Genomic DNA, 21,042 nt, shown 5'->3' with positions numbered 1-21,042 from the left:
CCGAGAAGCCCGCATTTTATTAAACGGAGTGACTATTGTGTGGAGTATCTAGAATCGAACTAAGTAAGCTATCTGAGAGTAAACGCATGTTGATCGGTGGCAGATGATACTTTCGAGCTTGATGGGAAAGTGAAACTTAAGTTTCTTTTTTAGTGCAACTTGAAATAAAAAGCGGATCTCAGTTGGCAGATTATCTACAATCTATTACCTTATTAGTAATTATTATCAAACAGAGGTTTTTACGTGACGACAAAGCAGGATGTGTTATCCCTAATCGAGAAAAATTACCCTAACCTTTCTCCTTCTGCACGGTCGATTGCGAATTATCTACAGCAGAATCCTTTGGCGATTGTGAGCCAAACTTCTGCGGAAATCGCGGAAAAGACGCAAACGTCAAAAGCCACCGTAAGCCGCTTTTTCCGTCAGCTTGGTTATGAAACACATCATGTTGCGAAACAAGCTCAGCTTGCTTTGCGAGAAAGTGGCGTGCCGACTTTTATCGAAGGTGCGTCGTTAGACCAAACCGCTCAAGAAATGAAAAATCTTTCTTTGACCTTTGAGGGTCTGCGTCCCGATATTCTTAACGACATAAGCCAGAGATTGGCGAAGGCGAGCCGCGTTACCTTGATTGGTTTTCGCAATGCGTATCCAATGGCGCTGCATTTTCGTCAACAGCTTCAACAAGTACGCCATTCTGTGCGTTTACTGCCGCAGCCTGGTCAAACCTTGGGTGAAGACTTGCACGATATTCTCGATGATGAAGTGATTGTGCTTTTGGGGTTTAGAAGGCGCACACGTCAATTCAAACACATCATACAAGTCTTAGAAGGACGCGATACTGTCTTGATTACCGACCCAACAGGGCAGGTTTATAACCAGCAAGTGTCAGACGTGCTTGTTTGTCATCTTGGCAACGAATCCCCATTCGACAGCTACGCCGCGCCAATGAGCTTGATCTCCATGTTGTGCAACCGCACCTTTGGTTTTCTGGGCGACAGTGCCAGTAACCAAGCGCAAGATATTTCAGGGTTATACGAAACACTGGATGAATTAGAGCCTTAGGGAAAAACTTTCAATCTTTAGCTTTCTTTTTGAACCTTTGTAAACCAATAGAAATCTTGCAGTTTACATTAATTGCTGGCATTGCTAGTATCTCGCGCCCAAGGTAGACAGATACGCGTATTTTATCCGTGTGTCTTCTTTATAGCGTGTGCGTTTGTGGCACGTTTTATCTGTACTGAGCGCTGATGTGAATGATGAATATGAAGAGCCCTGCTGAAAGTTCTACTACGACGGGTTGTGCTATTCGGTTAGATCAGGTTTGCCTAGAAGTCGAAGGCAAACAGGTCATTAACCAATTGTCTCTGGAGACGAATGCTCGTCGACTTGGCGTGATTGGCCGTAATGGCTCAGGCAAGTCCACTTTATCTCGCTTACTTTCTGGATTGATTGACACCACGTCTGGGGAACTTGAAATTGCTGGTTTTAATCCGTTTAAAGACCGCCGTGCAGCCTTGCGCGAGGTTGGCCTGTTGTTTCAAAACCCAGAACACCAGATTATTTTCCCAACCGTATTAGAAGAAGTCATATTCGGCTTACGTCAATTGGGCCAAGGCAAAGCCACTGCCAAACATAATGCTCTGGAAGTCTTGTCTGCGTTTGGCAAAGAGCACTGGCAGGATGCTCATTGTTCTGCGTTATCTCAAGGGCAAAAGCATCTGGTTTGCCTTATGTCGATTGTCGCCATGAAACCGAATCTTATTATTCTTGATGAACCGTTTGCTGGCTTGGACATTCCGACCAAGCGCCAATTACAGCGTTACCTCGATACTTTTTCTGGCAGTCTTATTCACATCAGCCACGATCCCGATGATTTGCAGAATTACGATCAGCTTTTATGGTTAGAAGCTGGGCAAGTCGAAGCCTTGGGACAGTCCGACGAAGTGATGCCACGTTATCTAGCGGCCATGCATAAACTGGGAGAAAGCGATGATATCTCTGACCTCTCCAATTGAAACCCGCGCACATCGCTGGCCCGCTGGATTAAAGCTAGGGTTGCTGTGTTTGGTGACCTTTGGCTTGTTCTTTATTGATAGCGCCCTCTTTCATGGTGTGTTTGTGGTCTTTGTCGCTGTGCTCTATGCATTGCCTGGGATGCGATTTTTTAAAAATGGCTGGAAGCATCTGAAAATATTGTGGCCGTTTGTTTTTATTGTGGTTGCTTGGCACCTGTTTACAGACGAGTTGCCACTGGGTTTAACGATTGCTTTTCGTATGGTCTCCGCGGTGGGGCTGGCGAATTTAGTCACCATGACAACGCGCCTTTCCGACATGATAGACGTTGTGCATTGGTTGACTCGCCCGCTGCAACGGCTTGGCTTTAACCCTCGTTTATTAGAATTGGCGATTGCCTTGGTGATACGAATGACACCCGTGCTGGTTTCCAAAGGACAGAACTTATCTTTGGCTTGGCGAGCTAGATCAAATCGTCGCTCCGGCTGGCGAATCATTTTACCTTTCACGGTCCTCGCGCTTGACGATGCGGATCATGTTGCCGAAGCCTTAAAGGCCCGCGGCGGATTAACAAACCAAGAGAGAAAATAGATGGAAAAGAATATTGCCTACATAGCGTTGTTTACAGCCTTGATTGCCGCACTGGGTTTGATCCCTAAAATCACCCTCGGCTTTGGTGTACCGATTACCGCACAGGGTCTTGGTATTATGCTTTGCGGCACGATACTGGGCGCCAAACGCGGAGCGTTAGCTGTGTTGTTATTGCTATTATTGGTTGCTATTGGCTTGCCTTTATTGGCGGGTGGTCGCGGCGGCTTAGGATTGTTCTTTGGCGTAACGGGTGGTTTTCTAATTGGCTGGCCGGTTTCTGCTTATGTGACAGGATTGATCGTTGAGAAGTGGCGCTCGGGTTCTATTGCGCTTGTTTCAGTTATTGCTTCCATTATCGGCGGCATCTTCGTGATGTATCTGTTTGGCATTGTTGGCATGGCGATCGTGTTGGAAAAAACCTTCTTTGAGTCCGCAGCATTGATGATTGCTTTCATACCCGGAGACATTATAAAAGCGATTATTGCTGGTTTGTTAACCGCAGCCATTGCGAAAGCTCGTCCAGCAAGCTTGTTGTCTCGACAGGCTAAAGCCACATCTTAATATCTGTGTGGACAATAGTAGAGGACGTCAGGTGAAGATTCTGATTTATACGGATAATGTTTCCGCTAACCACGTCCTCTATTATGCGCTGGCACGGCTGTACGGTAAAAGCAGCGTTTGCTTCGTTAATGCCAATGAGATTTTAAACGGTGCTTTAACGGATGATGTGGACTTGTTCGTTATGCCCGGCGGCGCCAGTCGCTATAAAGCCGATAAGCTCAATGGCGCAGCAAACCGCATGATTAAACACTATGTTGAACAGGGCGGCCACTATTTTGGTATTTGTGCTGGCGCTTATATGGGCTGCAGTGTGACAAAATGGGCGCAAGGTTTGCCCCATGAAATCATTACTGAGAATGAACTGGATTTCTTCTCGGGGGCGGCGGTCGGACCGATCGAGGCGTTTGGTCGGGGTGATAACTACAATCAGACCGATGCCCATTCAGTGACTCTGGAATACCAAGGTAAATCAGTCACGTCACTGTATTTGGGCGGCTGTGTTTTTAAGCCTCAGGCGGCAACTGATGATGAGGCAAAAGGTTATAAGGTGCTGGCGTCTTTTGCTGATTTGCCAGAAAAACCAGCAGCGATTGTCTCAGGCCAATACGGAAAGGGACAATGGTTGTTGTGTTCAACACACCCTGAATACGATAACGAAGCCGTTGAGCTGCTAGATTTTAATGTGATCGGCAATCAGTACGAGCATTTCTCTCGGTTGCCAGATGACATTGACTTACGTCTGGAGCTGATGGAAAGCTTATTAGCCAGCCTTAATCTCCCTTCCTGTTAAGCCATCTACTTTAAGAAAATATCTAGCCAAGTATTGCCATAATCTCTTAGTTGATATTGTTTCAGTTGACTTCCTCTTGGAACGATTGTTTCATATATGTAATCAAGGGGGACATATGAAACATTCTATTGTGCAAAATCCATTTCTTACATTAAGTGATCAAGACGCGAACTGTGCCGATTTCTCCAGTAAAAGAGAGAGTACTGTCGATCAGCCTTTGAAAGGCCTGCGTCTTGCCGTGAAAGATTTGTTTCATATGGCGGGTTTGCCAACGTCAGCAGGCAATCCGACTTGGCTAGCAACTCACAGCATTCCAACCCAAACCTCATCCAGCGTCATTGCTTTGCTCGATTCGGGCGCTGAATTTTGTGGCAAAACCATCACTGACGAATTGGCTTATAGCTTAAACGGTCAGAATATTCATTATGGTACGCCTGAAAATCCAATCACTCCAAACCGTTTGCCAGGCGGTTCATCGTCAGGTTCGGCAGTCGCTGTATCGGCTGGCTTTGCAGATATTGGTCTAGGAACCGACACCGGCGGCTCGATTCGTGTGCCTTCCAGCTACAACGGTTTATTCGGTTTACGCCCAACTCACGGCGCGATCAGTATGGACAATATGGTGGGATTAGCGCCGTCTTTTGATACGGTTGGCTGGATGACGAAAGATTTAAAAACCTTAGCAAGTGTCGCTAAGGTCTTACTGCCAGAAAGCACTGAAACCTCTTTTAATAAGGTGCTTATTTGCGACAGCCTCATTGATCAAGTTGCCCATTCAAGTGAATTGAAAAAACAACTGGATGTGTGGCGTCAGAAAGGCTTTTTGACGAATGAAACGCCTTTTCAGATTGATACTAAAGCTTGGAAAACCAGTGAAACTTTTAGAACCCTCCAAGGTGCTGAAATCTGGTGCGAGCATGGCGAATGGATTGAATCAGAAAAGCCGGTATTTGCTCCAGATATTCAAATACGACTTGAATGGTGTGCAACCATTTCTGCAGATGATGTGGCGATCGCGAAGCAACAACGTAAAGAATTTACTGATTGGATTCAAAGTGAGTTGAAAGACTCTGTTCTTATTATGCCGACGACACCGGGGTTATCTCCGCTTTTCGAGATAGATGTCGACGAATTAGCCGAATATCGCAACCAATTAATGGATATAACTGCTGTTGCAGGCTTGGCTGGATTACCTCAGTTGCATTTGCCTGTCTGTGAATTAGAGGGTGCGCCCTGTGGTTTGTCTTTAGTGGGCCCGAAAGGCAGTGATCTTGCATTGATCGAGTTGGCAAAAACATTATTGGAGCAACGTTTGTGAGTGAAAATAGTATTAAAAAAGGTGGTATTGGTTTTACTGCGCCACATTTTAAAGCAACCGAAGCGGGTCAAAAAGTATTAGAGCAAGGCGGTACGGCCATTGAAGCTATGGTGGCTGCAGCGGCGGCAATTGCTGTTGTGTATCCGCATATGAATGGATTAGGTGGTGATGGTTTCTGGTTGATCAGCGAACCAGGTAAAGCACCTATTGGTATTGATGCATCAGGCAAAGCCGCACAAAACGCGACGTTGGACGCTTACAAAGAGTACGACAGCATTCCTGCTCGTGGCGGAAAAGCCGCGTTAACCATGGCCGGTGCTGTGGCGGGTTGGAAAGAAGCCTTGTCGATCAGTGAAAGCTGGCAAGCTAACTTGCCTTTGTCGGCTTTGTTAAATGATGCCATTCAGTTTGCCGAACAAGGCAGTGCTGTGACGCAAACTTATGTGGATGCAAGTAACAAGGTTTTTGACGATTTAGTCAACGTTCAAGGTTTTTCGATCTTTTTGAAAGACGGTGGCGTATATGAAAAGGGTGATAATTTAACGCTTCCTGCGCTAGGGAAAACGTTAAGACGCCTTGCTGAAAAAGGCTTAGACGATTTTTATCATGGTGAGATAGCTGAAAAACTGGCGAAAGACCTAGAAACAGCAGGTTCCCCTATTTGTCTGGCGGACTTCCATTCTTATCAAGCTAAACAAGTGACACCACTTAAAGTGACCACAAATGCAGGCACTTTATACAACTTGTCGGCACCGACTCAAGGCATTGCGTCTTTACTGATTTTAGCCCTGTACGATCGTCTGCATACGCAAGGCAAAACGCCAACCGATATGGCGCATTTATTGATCGAATCCACCAAGCAAGCTTTCATCGCTCGCAATCAATATGTAACGGATGAATCTCGTTTGACGGCAGACTTAGAAGCCTTGTTGGCGGATGAATCACTAGAAGAGATGCTCAAGTCTATTTCCCTAGACAAGGCACAAGCTTGGCCCCACGTGGCGAAACACGGCGACACTATTTGGATGGGGGCTTGTGATAGCGAAGGTCGCATGGTGAGTTACATTCAGAGTCTTTTCTGGGAGTTCGGTAGCGGTGTTGTTAGTCCTTCGACTGGGATTGTTTGGAATAACCGAGGATCGTCTTTCTCATTAGAAAAAGGTTCTCTACAAGAGCTTGGGCCAAACCTGAAACCTTTCCATACGTTGAATCCAGCTTTTGCGGAGTTGAACGATGGTCGTCGTATGAGTTACGGCACTATGGGTGGCGAAGGCCAACCACAAACTCAAGCGGCGCTGTTCAGTCGCTATGTATACCACGGTTTTCCATTAGACAAAGCCATCAGCGAAGGTCGTTGGTTGTTGGGTCGTACATGGGGTGATGAAAGCCACAATTTGAAGATAGAGCAAGACTTTGCTGATGAAGCCGCAGGCACTTTGCGCGCTCGCGGTCATGATCTTGTCATTGTAGATTCGTGTAATGAATTAATGGGTCACGCAGGTGCGGTGGTTCGTCTGGAAAATGGCGATACATTGGCCGCAACAGACCCACGCAGTGACGGTTTAGCGCTGTCAAAAAAGATTAACTAAGACAAAAAGATAGATTAAATCTGGAGAATGAAATGTCGTTTATAATGGAAAACTATTCCATGTTATTAGCCATGATGGGCACAGGCGTTGTAGCTGGTGTTTTGGCGGGTTTGTTAGGTGTTGGTGGCGGCATTGTCATTGTCCCCGTCTTGTTCTTCATTTATCAAGGTCTTGGTGTGGCGGCAGATACGGCCATGCTGGTGGCAACAGCCACTTCTTTGGCGACCATTATTCCAACGTCTGTGAGCTCAATTCGTTCTCATCATGCAAAAGGCAATGTGGACTTTGCCTTGTTGAAACAATGGGGCGTGTTCATTTTCGCAGGCGTGATTGTCGGCAGTATTTTAGTGACCAAAGTAGAAGGTCAGTTGTTGACCTTGATGTTTGGCATCATCGCTTCATTGTCGGCGATCAATATGTTGTTAGGTCGTAAAGACGCCATCTTTAAATCGTTGCCGGGTAAAGCGGGTCAGAGCGTCATTGCTTCAGCGATCGGCTTTTTCAGCAGCATGATCGGCATTGGCGGCGGTACCTTAACGGTTCCAACACTGACATTCTGTAATTACCCAGCGCACCGTGCAGTAGGTACCGCTGCGGCTGTTGGTTTGATCATTTCTTTACCGGGTGCGGTGACTATGTTGGTCATGGGCGAGCGCCCATTAGACGCACCGTTTGGAACCGTTGGCTTGGTGAACCTGATTGGTTTCGCTTTTATCGTGCCATTGACCGTGTTGTTTGCTCCAGTGGGCGCAGGTTTAGCGAATCGCCTCGACGCATCCAAGCTGAAAAAGGTATTTGCTGTTGTACTCATCTTCACTGGCTTGCGTATGTTGTACCAAGTTTTGGCTTAATCTTTCATCTTTAAGGAGTTATTTATGCAACCACTTTCTCTTCCTCCTAGATTACTGATGGGACCAGGGCCGATTAACTGTTATCCACAGGTGCTAACGGCCATGTCGACACAATTGGTTGGGCAATACGACCCTGCCATGACAGGTTACATGAACGAGGTGATGGCCTTATATCGCCAAGTATTCAAGACCAAAAATCAGCAAACTTTCCTAGTGGATGGCACTTCTCGTGCCGGCATTGAAGCTGCCTTGGTGTCGAGTTTGGAACCGGGCGATAAAGTATTGGTGCCTGTGTTTGGGCGCTTTGGCCACTTGTTGGCGGAAATCGCAGAGCGTGCTGGCGCGGAAGTTCACACCATTGAAACTACATGGGGTGAGGTGTTTGATCCTCAACAAATTGAAGACGCCATCAAGAAAATACAGCCAAAGTTGTTAGCGATTGTGCAGGGCGATACGTCCACTACCATGCTGCAACCATTGGAACATCTTGGTGAGATTTGTCGTGCCCATGATGTATTGTTGTATACGGATGCCACGGCATCCATTGGCGGTAACCCTTTTGAGACGGACCTTTGGCAAATCGATGCTGTCTCTGTTGGTTTGCAGAAATGTTTAGGCGGCCCATCTGGCAGTGCGCCTATTTCCATGAGTGACCGTTTTGTGGATGTGGTTCGCAAACGTCACCATGTGGAAGCTGGCATTCGTGATGCACACCATGAAGATGCTGGTGGCGAGCGTATTCGCTCTAACTACTTTGATCTGTCTATGATCATGGATTACTGGGGCGAAGAGCGTCTTAACCATCATACGGAAGCGGCGACCATGTTGTTTGGTTCTCGCCAATGTGCGATTGAGCTGTTACGCGAAGGCCAAGACCAAGTGATTGCACGCCACAAGCAAGCCGGCGACGCCATGCTGTCTGGTATTCAAGCCATGGGCTTACAGCCTTTTGGTAACCTTGAGCATAAGATGAGCAATGTGGTTGGTGTTCATATCCCTGACAATGTGGACGGTGAAGCCATTCGTCATACCCTACTCAACACTTTCAATATTGAAATCGGCACCAGCTTTGGCCCATTAAAAGGCAAGGTATGGCGCATCGGCACCATGGGTTATAACGCCCGTCAGGATGCGGTATTACATACATTACAGTCTTTAGAAACTGTATTACGTCGAGCGGGTTTTGCTTTGCCATCTGGTGAATCAGTAGACGCCGCTTTGTCGGTTTACGGAGCCTAATCATGACCCATTTCGACAAACTCGCTCAACAAGTCATGTCACGCTGTGACGAACTTGGACAAATCAGTCAATCGGACGAAAATTTGGATCGCCGCTACCTCACACCTGAGCATAAGCAGGCGAATCAATTAGTGGGCGAGTGGATGTCGCAAGCAGGTATGAAAACCTGGCAAGACGAAGCGGGTAATTTATGGGGACGTTTGGAAAGTAGCACACCAAACGCACCACGATACTTGCTCGGCAGCCACTTAGATACAGTACCAAATGGCGGGAAATATGACGGCATGTTGGGTGTATTGGCACCGATCTCCTTAATTCATTACTTTAATGAACAAGGTGTCGAGTTACCATTTCACCTTGAGTTGGTGGGCTTTGGAGACGAAGAAGGTACGCGCTTTCGCTCTACTTTATTAGGCAGTCGTGCCTTAACTGGTAAATGGCCACAAGAGTGGGCAGAACTGGTTGATGAAGACGAGATTACACTTAGAGAGGCTTTGACGAATTTTGGTTTGGACTTTGACTCCATCCCTAATGCAACGATCTCGACCAAAGATTTGCTTGGCTATCTTGAACTGCACATAGAGCAAGGCCCTGTGCTAGAAGACGAAGACTTACCCGTTGGTGTAGTTAGTGCGATTGCGGGTGCGAAGCGCTTCGAAATGAACATCAAAGGAATGGCGGGTCATGCTGGCACTGTTCCTATGTCCCTTCGCCAAGATACCTTGTGTGCTGCAAGTGAAATGATTTTAGTCATTGAACGAATCGCGCAAGAGCACGGCATTGTGGCCACCGTTGGACAAATTAACAACCGTCCAAATGGTGTGAACGTTATTTCTGGTAATACCTCGATTTCTTTGGATATCCGTAGCGAATTTGATGACAAACGCGATGCGGGTTTAGCGCAGATTTTTGAAGAGATCCAAGCTATTGCGGATCGTCGTAATGTCACTCTAGACAAAAAACAAACCCACGCAGCGGATGCTGTACATTGTGATCAGCGCCTGCAAGGTGTTTTACGCGATGCCATTGAGAAAACGGGTTATCAGGCGAGAACATTACCATCTGGTGCTGGTCACGACGCCATGGCGATTGCCGATATTTGCCCTGTGGCCATGTTGTTTATGCGTTGTGACAAAGGCATCAGCCACAATCCTGCTGAAGCCATTATGGAAAGCGATGTGGCGGTCACATTAGAAGTGCTAGAACACGCCATTAAAAATTTGGGTTAAGTGTCATTAAATTATTCAGCAAAACACCTAGCTCCCCGAGCAAGCTCGAAGAATCGCTCTGGTGTTGTACTGAATAAGGTTTTGAAAAGGTTTGATACAGTATTCAGATCACTCGATCAGAGTACTTTTGTAAGGAATAAGAGATGAAATTCACACGAATCTACAACGATGAAGAAGGCAAAAGTCACTTTGGTGAATTGGAACTCGAACTAAAAGACGGCGGGCCAATTGGTTTTTTGTCAGAGCGTTTCCCTGCAGGCGACATCATCTTCCGTGAAACCCCAAGCGACTACGACTTCAAATGGCACCCAGCGCCACAACGCCAGTTGTTGTTCATCATCAAAGGGCGTTGTGAATTTAAAGTCTCGTCTGGCGAAACACGCCAATTTGGTGGCGGTGACTTACTGCTTCTTGAAGACACAGAAGGTGAAGGCCACTGCAGCAAAGCGCTCTTCAATGAAGTTCGCCACTCTATTTTTGTCACCATTCCAGAAGATGTGGTGCTGTAATACTAGGCTTATGAATAAGTAAGCGATAGATGATGTCTTCATCACCTATCGCTTAAACCTGTCCAATTAAACTTTTGTTTAATTGTCGATGATATTATTAATGTTAATTAGAGTTTGAGCGTTTTCTTCGATTGTCTGCTCGGATTCTTCAGTTCCTTTCCAGTAAGCAAGCATCCCTGTTTTTTCAGACAACTCTTTTATTTGATCACTTAGAACAGTCTTTTTCACTGACATTGCAATCTTGTCTTTAATGTCTTGCGGTGTGTCTTTATGGACAAAAAGACCGTTCCATAGACCTATTTTCAACTCAGGAAAAATCTCTCCTACAGTGCGTACATCAGGGATTTTGTTGATACGTTCTTCTGTGACGGAGGCAAGGACGTTCACTTTGTCTAGGCAAGGTAGGATTAATTGCAAGGTTGTATTCATCACATCCACATCACCTGAAGCTAATGTGTTGCAGTCAAGAGCATCAAAGGCGGCTTCTGATCCCCATTCAAATTCCATCTTTTTAGCTAATGCAAATGTTACCTTTGATGGAATTAAAGGGGCACCAAAGTGGCCTAGAATAAGTTTGTTTTTCTTCCCGTATTCCGCCATTTCTTTAAGGTTTTGATAAGGCGCATTTTTTGAAGAAACAATGACAAATGGGTATGTCAGGTAAATGCTAATCGGTTCAAAGGGATTAGGAGATAAATCTGGAATACCAATTTGAGGCCCAACGATAGGGATGCCCATTGGAAATGAACCAATCGTTGTGCCGTTTGCTTTTGCATTCGCAACACTGATCGCGCCAGGGAATGGACCACCGCCACCGCCAGGTTTGTTTATCACTGCGGCTGGTGTGTCATACATTTCTTGAAAATCATTGGCGATCATTCGAGTCGTAATGTCTTCTAAATCACCCGGTGGAAATGGCACAACAAATGATACGGGTTCACTTGGATATTCTGCGTACAGTGACCCAGAGAAAAGGCTAATAGATGTGGCGGCTATTAGTCCCGTGAGTAAATGTTTGGAGACTCTTTTTGTGTTCATGTTCGTTCCTTATGTGTTTTTGGAGCTTCATGCTGTTTGGTGCATCTTCCATGCAGTGAGGTATTATTATTTTGGTGGTTCACTATATAAACCGATCGGTTTAAAAAATATTGAACTTGTTAGTTTAATCTGTCAAGATAATTTTCATAGGCTGTTGAGCAGAGGTTTTTCTGTTTGTACAAACCCTTTAGCATCGACAGCCAAGCTAATGTTTCGCTACTGAGATAACTTTGGAATTGACAGAGTTATCCTTGTATAAAAAAGGCGTTATACCTTAAAAGAATGGCTCAAAAATTCTCTTTAAAAACAGATTCGTAGAGTAGAAATAACGATGCAAACTATTGATAAAGCAATGAAACTATTAAGTCTATTTAGTGATGAAAATCCAGAAATTGGACTCTCGGAAATGGCGAGAATGGCAGAAATGGATAAGGCTGGCGCCCATCGTTTATTAGTTGCCTTACAAAAGCATGCATTTGTTGAGCAAAATGCCATTAGTCGCGAGTACCGTTTAGGAATTGGCGTGCTGAGCTTGGCAAGAGTGCGAGAAAAGACCTTTCCAATCGCCTCGGTAATAGAGCCTTTTTTACAGTCATTAAACGATAAAACCGAAGAAACAGTACACGCTTCGTTATCGGTAGGGACGAAGCCTCATTTGGTTGCTGTTAGCGTTAAACAATCAACTCGTTCAACACGAGTTCATTTGCAGAATAATTCATTGTTACCCATTCATGCGACGGCCTCTGGTCTGGCTTTTCTGGCCTTTTCTTCCAGTGAACGCCTTTCCCTCCATGTACCAAGTGATTTACCTGTCTATACCCCCTCCACCATTGTAAATATTGAAGCGTTAGAACAAGAGCTAGCTTCTATAAAAGAACGTGGTTATAGCTCTTCTAATCAGGAATATGAAGAGGAAGTTTTTGGCGTAGCAGCGCCTTTTTTTGATTCTCTTTCTCAGCCTTGTGGTGCAGTAGGCATTGCTTGTCCTATCTCGCGAATGACGCCTGAGCGTGAGCAAGAGTTTGCAGATTTAGTGGTCAATACGGCGTTAGACATTACGGCTGCGATGGGCGGGAAAGTAAGTGACGATTTCTTAGAAGCGAATAAAAACCGAATCAAATAGAGTGTTTAGAAATTCAAGCGTTTTGATTTTTTTATAAAAATGGGGACTGAATAATATGCTTAGAGATGAAGAAAGGAACGACGAGTTAGAAGGTATAAGAGCGGAAAAAAATGACATTACGGATTTAATGACCTTCTCATCAAAGCCAGCACAATGGGTATTTGCTTTAATGATATTTGTTTTCTCTATATGGCTTTTGTCGAATCTATCTGAACAAGCAAAATTCCCCGCCTCAAAACCTTTTGTTTCTCAGCCGGGCTTTTGGCCTGCATTGTCTCTGATCGGTATGTGTTTATGTTCTTTTATCTTTTTAGTGATGAGCTGGATAAATAGAGATAAATATCACCCTTCTTTATTAAGGTCTGAACTATTGGTTTGGCTGTCTGTTTTAGAGTATCCGCTATGGTTTTTAGCGTACGTTTGGGCCGTGACTCAACTTGGGTATTTACTATCATCTGTCCTTTTCGCCCTCTTGATGTGTTTTAGGTTGGGTTACAGAAGCAGAATCATCTATTTAGCCGCTGTCGTATCAAGCATCGCTATTGTTGTTATTTTCAAGTCGTTTTTAGAGGTCAAAATTCCAGGTGGGGAAATCTACCATTATTTTCCTGGTGTTGTACGTAATTTCTTGATCATAAATTTGTAAGGGTATTTCATGGAAACGCTTTATTCTAGTTTGGAAATGATCAGTCATATTGATGTCATTTTGGCTTTATTAATTGGCTCATTGGGTGGCGTGATTATTGGTGCAATACCTGGTGTAGGGCCAGCCATTGCGATTGCTATTTTATTGCCTGCCACTTTCTCAATGGAGCCTATCGTTGGTCTCACCTTGTTACTTGGCATCTATGGTTCGTCTATGTTTGGTGGTGCGATACCAGCTATTTTGTGTAATACACCGGGTAGTGCGGTGAATGCATTAACGACCTATGACGGTTATCCAATGACAAAAAGAGGAGAAGCCTCTAGAGCGTTAGCATTGGCCTACGGCGCGTCTTTTTTAGGCGGCGTATTATCGGTCATTGCCCTGATTCTTTTTTCTCCAATACTTGCCGATATCGCCCCTTTATTTGGCTCCCGTGAAATATTCCTAGCTTGCTTATTAGGTATGGTATTAGTGATTATTACGCATACCGGACAGCATATAGCGGCGGGCTTTTTACTGTGTCTGGGCGTTTTTCTCAGTACGATCGGGTTAGAACCTATTCAGTACACGCAACGCTTCACATTCGGACAGCCTTGGTTAGCGTCAGGGGTGAATCTAATTGTGGTGGTGTTAGGTTTGTTTGCCTTAAGCCAAGCTTTTATTTTGTTGGTGAACGGTGATGAAAATATGCCTGAGCCAGAAATTAAAGGCAGCTTGTTCACTCCTTTAAAAGAAGTATTCAAAATGCCAAAGGTCTTCCTTCCAGCTTCTGGCTTTGGTGTTGTGATGGGAATCATCCCAGGTGTTGGCGAGTTCTTAGCGCAATTCTTTTCTTATAACCTTGCTCAAAAAATATCTAAAAAGCCTGAAGAGTTCGGAAAAGGCTCACCTGAAGGCATTGTGGCATCGGAAGCGTCAAATAATGCGGTTCCCGGTGCGGCTTTGATTCCATTGTTGGCGTTAGGTGTTCCTGGGGAAGCCTTAACCGCGATGATGCTAACGGTATTTTATGTCCACAATGTGGTACCCGGACCGCAACTGTTTGTTGAGCAATTTGATTTTGTCTTGAGCCTATACATTTGTTTGTTGATTTTGAATGTGTTGGCTTTGGTGTTTTTGATGGGCGCCAGTAAATGGCTGCTGAAAGTGGTGGTCATACCGAATCGCTTCTTAGGCATGTTAATTCTATTGCTCTCATTTGTTGGTGTGTATTCCCTAAGAAACTCTTTGACCGACTGTATGATCGCCGTCGTATTTGGTTTATTTGGTTTTATTCTGAAAAGGCTAAGTTTGCCTATTGTGCCAATTATTTTAGGTATGGTGCTTGGGGGAATCATGGAAGTGAAATTACGAACCAGCCTACCTCGCATTGACTCTCTAATCGATTTTATTAACCGGCCCGTTGCCGCCGTTCTGTTTGCTCTTATTGTTTTCTCCTTAGTGATGTTTGTTTATTCCTTGTGGAAAAACGCGTTTAAAAACAATAAATGATCTTTCAAAGAATATAGGTTATTGCTAAATGAAAAAAACATACTCTTTATTATGTGTGATCAATTGCGTTTTGATTACTTAGGTTGCACTGGACATCCGCATATTCGCACACCCAATATTGATGCTTTAGCTGCTAGAGGCATGTTGTTTGAAAATGCATTTTGTAATGCTGCTTTGTGTGGGCCAAGCCGTGCTAGCTATTACACAGGTCGTTATATGTCGAGCCATGGGGTTATGGCGAACGATGACCCCTTAAGACCGGATGAAATGACATTAGGAGACTACATTCGTGACTTAGGCAGTGAAGCCTATGTCGTCGGAAAATCAGAAGGGCGAATTAACCCTGAATCTCTAACGCGCTTGGGAATACCGCTTGATTCGGATGTCGTATTAAACCGCAAGGACAATGGCTTTACCCCTTGGGAGCATTTTGGCGGCCTTTACCCTGATCCCTTGTATCGAGAAGGAATAGGTTATAACGATTTCCTTAAAGACAAAGGCTATACGGCACATAACCCTTGGGAATCCGTGTCCAATACATCAACAAGTGCCACAGGTAAGAAAAGCAGTGGTTGGTTTTTGCGTAATGCGGATAAAGCTTCTGACATAAAAGCAGAGCATTCAGAAACCGTATTTTTAACGGATAGAGCCATTCAGTTCATCGAAAGCCGTGATGGCAGCAAACCTTGGTGCTTACATTTAAGTTACTTCAAACCCCATTGGCCTTTAATTGCTCCGACACCTTATAACACCGCCTATAGTGCAGATGATGTTTTGCCTGCGAATAAGCACGAATCTGAATTACAAGATGATCATCCTGCCTACAAGCTATTTCGCGACTTTGAGTACAGTAAAACCTATTCCGATGATGAGAAGCGGGCGCACATTATTCCAACCTACATGGGCTTGATAGAAGAGTTAGATGATCAAATTGGTCGCTTATTAACTTACCTAGACGAGAACAACTTAACGGAGAATACGTTAATTGCCTTAACAAGTGATCATGGGGATTATTTAGGAGATCACTGGCTAGGCGAAAAAGACTTATTCCATGAACCTTCTATTAGGGTGCCTCTGATTATCAGTGGACCTGATGTGCCTAAAGGAAAGCGCAGTTCACAGTTAGTGGAAGCCATTGATTTGGTTCCCACGTTTGTTGAAGCCATGGGCGGTGCTTTTCACACTAACCGCATGGAAGGGTTATCTCTTTGGCCTTTGTTAAGAGAAGACCAAGACATAAAGTGGCGAGACACGGTTGTTGCAGAAATAGATTATGGTGATCGGGGCGGATACGGTGCTTTGGGACAAGACCCTTATGATGCACGTGGCTACATGCTTCGTAACACAAGATGGAAATACGTTTATTGGGAAGGGATGCGTCCGCAACTCTATGACTTGCAAGAAGACCCAAATGAGTTCTACGACATTGCTCAAGACCCGAAACACGCAGAGTTATTGATAGACTTTGAACGTCAGCTCTTTAAATGGGTGCGCCAGCGAAGGCATCGTACAGAACCGACCTTAGAGGAATTAAAGGAAAGAAGCCCAGAGCTAGATAAAAAGTTTGGTATTCTGATTGGCCATTGGTAAGTGCTACTGGGCTGGGTCTTTTGTAATACTTAGCCCTTATTTTAGTAATACGGATATTAAGGCTGTTCAATTTTTTAAGGCTGTTTAACGATGCTCCAAACCATTATATCAACCTTGTTTCCGTTTTTTACTTGGATGCAAAGGCAGACACAAGTCACAGTCAAAAAAGATCTTATGGCTGGTGTGACAGGGGCTGTATTGGTTTTACCTCAAGGGGTTGCATACGCTTATATTGCGGGCCTACCACCAGAAGTAGGCCTTTATACGGCGATTGTTTCAGCCTCTGTCGCGGCGCTTTTTGGTAGCTCGTTCCATATGATTTCTGGTCCAACCGCCGCCTTGTCGATTGTGGTGGCTTCGGTTGTTCATCAAGTGTCTTCTTCCTCTGTGCTTGATCAGATGTTAATCGTCACAACGCTGTCCTTTTTGGTGGGCATCATTCAGTTTTCGTTTGGGGTGTTAAGGTTAGGCTCACTGGTTAATTTTATTTCCCATACGGTGATTATTGGTTTCACAACGGGTGCTGCATTACTGATTGCAACCAGCCAAGTGAAGCACTTTTTGGGCATTGAGTTAGAGTCACGTTTGTCTTTCTTCCAAGAGATCCAAAGTCTTGCTCGGAGTCTGGGGGACGTGAATTATTATGCTTTATCCATTGGTGCGGCCACATTAGTCACTTCATTGATCATCAAAAAGGTCAACCGCAAACTCCCTCACTTATTGATCGGTATGCTGGTGGGCAGTGTCTTGTGTTTGCTTTTGAACGGTCAGCTACATGGCGTGGTGATGGTGGAAAGTATGCCCGGTAGTTTGCCACCTTTGTCACTACCGGATTTTTCACCTTCGATCATGGAAGCGTTGTTTTCTGGGGCGTTTGCCGTTGCCTTGCTTGGACTCATTGAAGCTGTCTCCATTTCTCGTGCTATCTCAATACGATCGAAGCAAATTATTGATGGCAACCAAGAATTTATAGGTCAAGGTATGTCTAATATCATTGGTGGCTGGTTTTCTTGTTATCCAAGTTCTGGCTCTTTTACCCGCTCAGGGGCCAACTATGATGCTGGTGCTGTTAGCCCACTGGCGGCTGTGTACGCCGCAATCATTGTGGCGCTGGTGATTGCCTTTGTTCCTTCAGCAACCTCTTATTTACCTCTTCCAGCCATGGCGGGTAGTGTCCTTCTTATTGCATGGAATCTCATTGATCAAAAAAGCATTATGGAAACGCTTAAGCTGAACCATGCTGAAGCGATTATTTTAATCGTTACTTTTTTATCAACACTCGTTATTCAGCTGGAATACGCTATTTATATCGGCATTATTTTTTCTATTGGATTCTATCTACGTCGCACGTCACAACCTAAGGTGATTGAAGTCGCGCCAATACAAAATAACCAAGACCGTATCATTAGAAATGTACAACGCTATGAACTGGAAGAATGCCCACAAATAAAAATGATTCGGATAGATGGGTCTTTATATTTTGGTTCAGTGGATTATGTTCAAAAAGAAATGGCGAGATTGATCCAAGAGGACTGTAAACATCTTATTATTATTGCCAAAGGCATCAATTTTATGGACATCTCTGGTGTGCATTTATTGGAAGCTGAAATATTGAACGGGAAAAAGGTAGGGAGAGAGGTAAGGGTTTGCTCTTTAAAAGGAACGGTGTTGGATGAGATTCAGTCCATGACCTCCTTTCAGTCTGTTCTAAAATATTACCTTAGTAATAACTCAAAAGAAGCGATTGCTGACATGTTGATGGAAATTGATAAGGAGCAATGTCGTCATTGTTCTGCTCGAATCTTTAATGAATGTGCTAACTTCCCTGTTCATAGAAACCTTTAGCTTCTTTAAATCATAGAGACCGAGCGCCTCCCTAAATAGCCATTATATGTTCTGGAATAAGAAGCTTTGCACTGCGTCCAAATGTTTATAAATGGCTTCTATATGGGATGACATGCTGGCTTCGGTTGCAGCCAGTTGTTCAATGCTGTCGAGGTTACAATTCATCATCTCTTTGGCTAACGCTTCGATCTGTTCTAATTCGTCACTAATTTTTATAAAGCTGGTTTGCTGTCTGAAATCAAATTCGTTGTCTGTACCGTTGTAATACCAGTCACCAAAATTCGTGGCTCTAATGTTCATGTGTGTGGTTTGTACTTCTTGCCCTTTGAGCACAGCGATTAAATGGCCTGATTTCCACTGGTTCAGTTCCAGCAATGAAGCCGCCGAGTGAGCAAACGCCATGGATTGATAACCCACTTTGACCAGTTCGCCTGAGCTGGTGGCGGTTTTCTCAAAGGATTGGCTGAGTCGTTCACAGGCTTGGCTTGTGTCGAGAGTGGCGTTGTGTAAGCCTTCGATCTGTTCGCTGACTTTGGTTGTGCTGTCATCAATGCGATTCACCAAGGTGGAGATTTGTTCACTGGCGTCTCTGGATTTGGTAGCGAGTGCTCTTACTTCGTCGGCCACCACCGCAAAGCCTCGACCATGTTCACCGGCGCGTGCGGCCTCAATCGCGGCATTCAGTGCGAGTAAATTGGTTTGCTCAGAGATGCTTTGAATGATGTCAGTAAAACCTTTGATTTCGCCCGCTATGGTTTTCAAGCTGATCACGTCTTCTAGGCTCAAATTGGTCTGGTTAGAAATAGCGAGCAGCTGGCTGGACAGCTGAGTGACCTCTTTTTGGTTGTGTTCGATGTCGTCGTTGTTGCCTTCCGATTCACTCATTGGGTCGAACAGTAATTCAGAAATCTGATTGACGGCATTAAGCGAGTGCTCAAGTATCGCTTGTTGTGGTACGAGAAACCTTTCATCGATGACCTTGGCAGGTTCTTGATGATTATGTTGTTCTTGAAAGGTGGCGAAATCGGATAGGGTTGTTTCCAATGTTTGCTCAACAGATTGTTTTTCCTGCCTCATGAGCGCCAGTTCGTTTTCTAATGCTTGAATGCGCTTTTTACCGAACATTTTCTATAAGCTCCGTTTAAAAGAATAAAGTAAAAGGTGCCAACCTTCTGTTTGAAGATTGGCACCTAAAGAAAGACTCTTTTATGTGTTAGCTCATGTCTGGTTCAAACAAGCCACGTTTCATGTACAACTTGACCCAAAGTGCGCCAATAACGCTAAGAACCAATAAAATGCTGCCTGCAATGGTGTAAACAAGCTGAGTCATTTCTGGTGCTGGAGAGTTATTCGCCGCCACATACAGCATGCCTGCAATCCCTAAGATTTGAGGTACAGGGTAGAAAGGTGTTTTGTAAGGACGTTCTTGATTCGGTAAACGCTTACGCAACACGATCACATCGATATGCGCCACACAGTAAGCCAATAACCAGCTGGTTGTTGCGGCAATGATTAATGGAATCAAGGCATCGATACCGAAAATGAAGAATGGAATCATAATGCCAACGGCCATCATCAAGGTCCCAACCCAAGGCACATTATGCTTGTTGGTGATTTTTAATTGAGGGAAGGCTTGTTTGTTTTCCGCCATGCCTTGAAGCATTTTTGGCACAGCAGACAAAATAGTATTCATCGTACTGCAAGTGGCTGTCACTGCCATAACCGCCGCAATGATCAAACCGCTTTTGCCGAACACAGCATTGGCATAATCAATGAAAGGCAGTGGTGATCCCATGATACTTTCCACATCCATTAGTAGGCTTGCACCATAAGCGAAAGCCACGAAGATGGTGAAAATAATGAACAAGGACAAGTGCATAGCACGAGGAATGTTCTTGTTTGGATTTTTCACGTCATTGATCAGTGGGCAAATAAATTCAACACCGACCATGGTCCAAAGGGCCAAGCCAACTAAACCAATGACACTGCCGTTTAATACGCCATCGAAGCTCCAGTCAACAGGCGTACCTGCGAGTGTTTGAGGTGATTGCAAACCACTGCTGATGGCGGTTGCGCCTGTGATGATTAATGCCGTAACAAGAACAAACGCCAATAGATTTTGCACCTTGGCAAAGACATCCGTGCCGATCAAGTTCGTAATAGTGAAAAGGCCCAAGATTAATAGCGGTGCGACTTTTTCAGGCAGTAACCCAGGGAAGAGTTCACCTAGAATGGCATCAACTAAGAACATCTCTACAGGTATCGCTAAAAGCGCGACAACAACATAGCCTGCAAACACAGAGACAATGGCAGGAAAATGACCAATGGCCTTTTGTGTGTAAGTAGCCAATGTGCCTTCTTGTGGAAACATCAATGACAGTTCCGCAAAGCTCATGGCATTAAATTGCGCCAGAATCAGTGCGATGATCATGGCGAAGATAAACGTCATGCCGCCAATACCAATGCCTTGCAGGGCTGAAATCATCACGCCTTGTGCGATAACTAACCCCACACAAATGGCCATCATGGTCACAAAACCTATCTTTTTATTCGCAGCCGAAGACGCTGAATTCTGAATATCGCTCATGTATTTGTTCCTCTTATGAGAGTGGTTTTTAT

The 21,042-nt window shown here is 44.7% G+C and carries 19 protein-coding genes; 16 read left to right on the top strand and 3 right to left on the bottom strand.

From position 1 onward, the window contains the following. Positions 1 to 243 precede the first annotated feature (243 nt). The 11 genes from AC0L46_RS07395 to AC0L46_RS07345 all read left to right on the top strand — a co-directional run bounded on the left by AC0L46_RS07395 (position 244) and on the right by AC0L46_RS07345 (position 10,690). Positions 244 to 1,062: a MurR/RpiR family transcriptional regulator gene (locus AC0L46_RS07395; protein ID WP_414682255.1), complete on the top strand. Its 819-nt coding sequence runs from the start codon at positions 244 to 246 to the stop codon at positions 1,060 to 1,062. A gap of 191 nt (positions 1,063 to 1,253) precedes the next feature. Continuing rightward, positions 1,254 to 2,015, top strand: a complete 762-nt coding sequence (locus AC0L46_RS07390) for an energy-coupling factor ABC transporter ATP-binding protein (protein WP_473506943.1) — start codon at positions 1,254 to 1,256, stop codon at positions 2,013 to 2,015. Further along, complete coding sequence (locus tag AC0L46_RS07385; RefSeq protein ID WP_473506941.1) at positions 1,990 to 2,604, top strand: energy-coupling factor transporter transmembrane component T family protein; 615 nt, start codon at positions 1,990 to 1,992, stop codon at positions 2,602 to 2,604. Before AC0L46_RS07390 ends, AC0L46_RS07385 begins: the two co-directional genes overlap by 26 nt. After that, positions 2,605 to 3,165 carry a biotin transporter BioY gene (locus AC0L46_RS07380; protein ID WP_473506939.1) on the top strand — a complete coding sequence of 187 codons (561 nt, stop codon included), beginning with the start codon at positions 2,605 to 2,607 and terminating at the stop codon, positions 3,163 to 3,165. Between the two features lie 31 nt (positions 3,166 to 3,196). Next, positions 3,197 to 3,955 (top strand): BPL-N domain-containing protein, encoded by a 759-nt coding sequence (locus AC0L46_RS07375; protein WP_473506937.1) that lies wholly within the window; start codon positions 3,197 to 3,199, stop codon positions 3,953 to 3,955. Positions 3,956 to 4,070: 115 nt separating this feature from the next. Further along, complete coding sequence (locus AC0L46_RS07370) at positions 4,071 to 5,273, top strand: amidase (protein ID WP_473506935.1); 1,203 nt, start codon at positions 4,071 to 4,073, stop codon at positions 5,271 to 5,273. Beyond that, the gene (locus AC0L46_RS07365) at positions 5,270 to 6,862 is read left to right on the top strand and encodes a gamma-glutamyltransferase family protein (RefSeq protein ID WP_473506933.1); all 1,593 of its coding nucleotides are present in this window, start codon (positions 5,270 to 5,272) and stop codon (positions 6,860 to 6,862) included. The genes AC0L46_RS07370 and AC0L46_RS07365 overlap by 4 nt, the downstream gene beginning before the upstream one ends. A gap of 32 nt (positions 6,863 to 6,894) precedes the next feature. Continuing rightward, on the top strand, positions 6,895 to 7,713 hold the full coding sequence (locus tag AC0L46_RS07360) for a sulfite exporter TauE/SafE family protein (RefSeq protein ID WP_414682246.1): 819 nt from the start codon (positions 6,895 to 6,897) through the stop codon (positions 7,711 to 7,713). Positions 7,714 to 7,737: 24 nt separating this feature from the next. Next, the gene (locus tag AC0L46_RS07355) at positions 7,738 to 8,952 is read left to right on the top strand and encodes a pyridoxal-phosphate-dependent aminotransferase family protein (protein WP_473506931.1); all 1,215 of its coding nucleotides are present in this window, start codon (positions 7,738 to 7,740) and stop codon (positions 8,950 to 8,952) included. A 2-nt stretch (positions 8,953 to 8,954) separates the two neighbouring features. Then, on the top strand, positions 8,955 to 10,181 hold the full coding sequence (locus AC0L46_RS07350; protein ID WP_473506929.1) for an allantoate amidohydrolase: 1,227 nt from the start codon (positions 8,955 to 8,957) through the stop codon (positions 10,179 to 10,181). Between the two features lie 143 nt (positions 10,182 to 10,324). Next, complete coding sequence (locus tag AC0L46_RS07345; protein ID WP_473506927.1) at positions 10,325 to 10,690, top strand: AraC family ligand binding domain-containing protein; 366 nt, start codon at positions 10,325 to 10,327, stop codon at positions 10,688 to 10,690. A 78-nt stretch (positions 10,691 to 10,768) separates the two neighbouring features. On the opposite strand, the gene AC0L46_RS07340 is transcribed toward AC0L46_RS07345, so the two are convergent. Continuing rightward, complete coding sequence (locus AC0L46_RS07340; RefSeq protein ID WP_473506925.1) at positions 10,769 to 11,728, bottom strand: tripartite tricarboxylate transporter substrate-binding protein; 960 nt, start codon at positions 11,726 to 11,728, stop codon at positions 10,769 to 10,771. A gap of 331 nt (positions 11,729 to 12,059) precedes the next feature. Here AC0L46_RS07340 and AC0L46_RS07335 point away from each other — a divergent pair, with 331 nt between their 5' ends. From AC0L46_RS07335 to AC0L46_RS07315, 5 genes are all read left to right on the top strand, one after another. After that, a complete protein-coding gene (locus AC0L46_RS07335; protein ID WP_473506923.1) occupies positions 12,060 to 12,851 on the top strand; it encodes an IclR family transcriptional regulator in 792 nt (263 codons plus the stop codon). A 55-nt stretch (positions 12,852 to 12,906) separates the two neighbouring features. Then, entirely contained in the window at positions 12,907 to 13,497 is a 591-nt protein-coding gene (locus AC0L46_RS07330; protein ID WP_473506921.1) for a tripartite tricarboxylate transporter TctB family protein, read from the top strand. 9 nt (positions 13,498 to 13,506) lie between these two features. After that, positions 13,507 to 14,988, top strand: coding sequence for a tripartite tricarboxylate transporter permease (locus AC0L46_RS07325; RefSeq protein WP_473506919.1), 1,482 nt, complete (start codon positions 13,507 to 13,509; stop codon positions 14,986 to 14,988). A 21-nt stretch (positions 14,989 to 15,009) separates the two neighbouring features. Continuing rightward, on the top strand, positions 15,010 to 16,578 hold the full coding sequence (locus tag AC0L46_RS07320) for a sulfatase-like hydrolase/transferase (RefSeq protein ID WP_473506917.1): 1,569 nt from the start codon (positions 15,010 to 15,012) through the stop codon (positions 16,576 to 16,578). Between the two features lie 90 nt (positions 16,579 to 16,668). Further along, on the top strand, positions 16,669 to 18,423 hold the full coding sequence (locus AC0L46_RS07315; RefSeq protein WP_473506915.1) for a SulP family inorganic anion transporter: 1,755 nt from the start codon (positions 16,669 to 16,671) through the stop codon (positions 18,421 to 18,423). 42 nt (positions 18,424 to 18,465) lie between these two features. Here AC0L46_RS07315 and AC0L46_RS07310 read toward each other — a convergent pair whose 3' ends face one another. Then, positions 18,466 to 19,548 (bottom strand): methyl-accepting chemotaxis protein, encoded by a 1,083-nt coding sequence (locus AC0L46_RS07310; protein ID WP_473506913.1) that lies wholly within the window; start codon positions 19,546 to 19,548, stop codon positions 18,466 to 18,468. Between the two features lie 88 nt (positions 19,549 to 19,636). Then, positions 19,637 to 21,010, bottom strand: a complete 1,374-nt coding sequence (locus AC0L46_RS07305) for an APC family permease (protein ID WP_473506911.1) — start codon at positions 21,008 to 21,010, stop codon at positions 19,637 to 19,639. Between the last annotated feature and the right edge of the window lie 32 nt (positions 21,011 to 21,042).

It is taken from the genome of Marinomonas sp. 15G6-16 (assembly GCF_055809555.1).
This window is presented reverse-complemented; position numbering and strand designations above follow the sequence as displayed.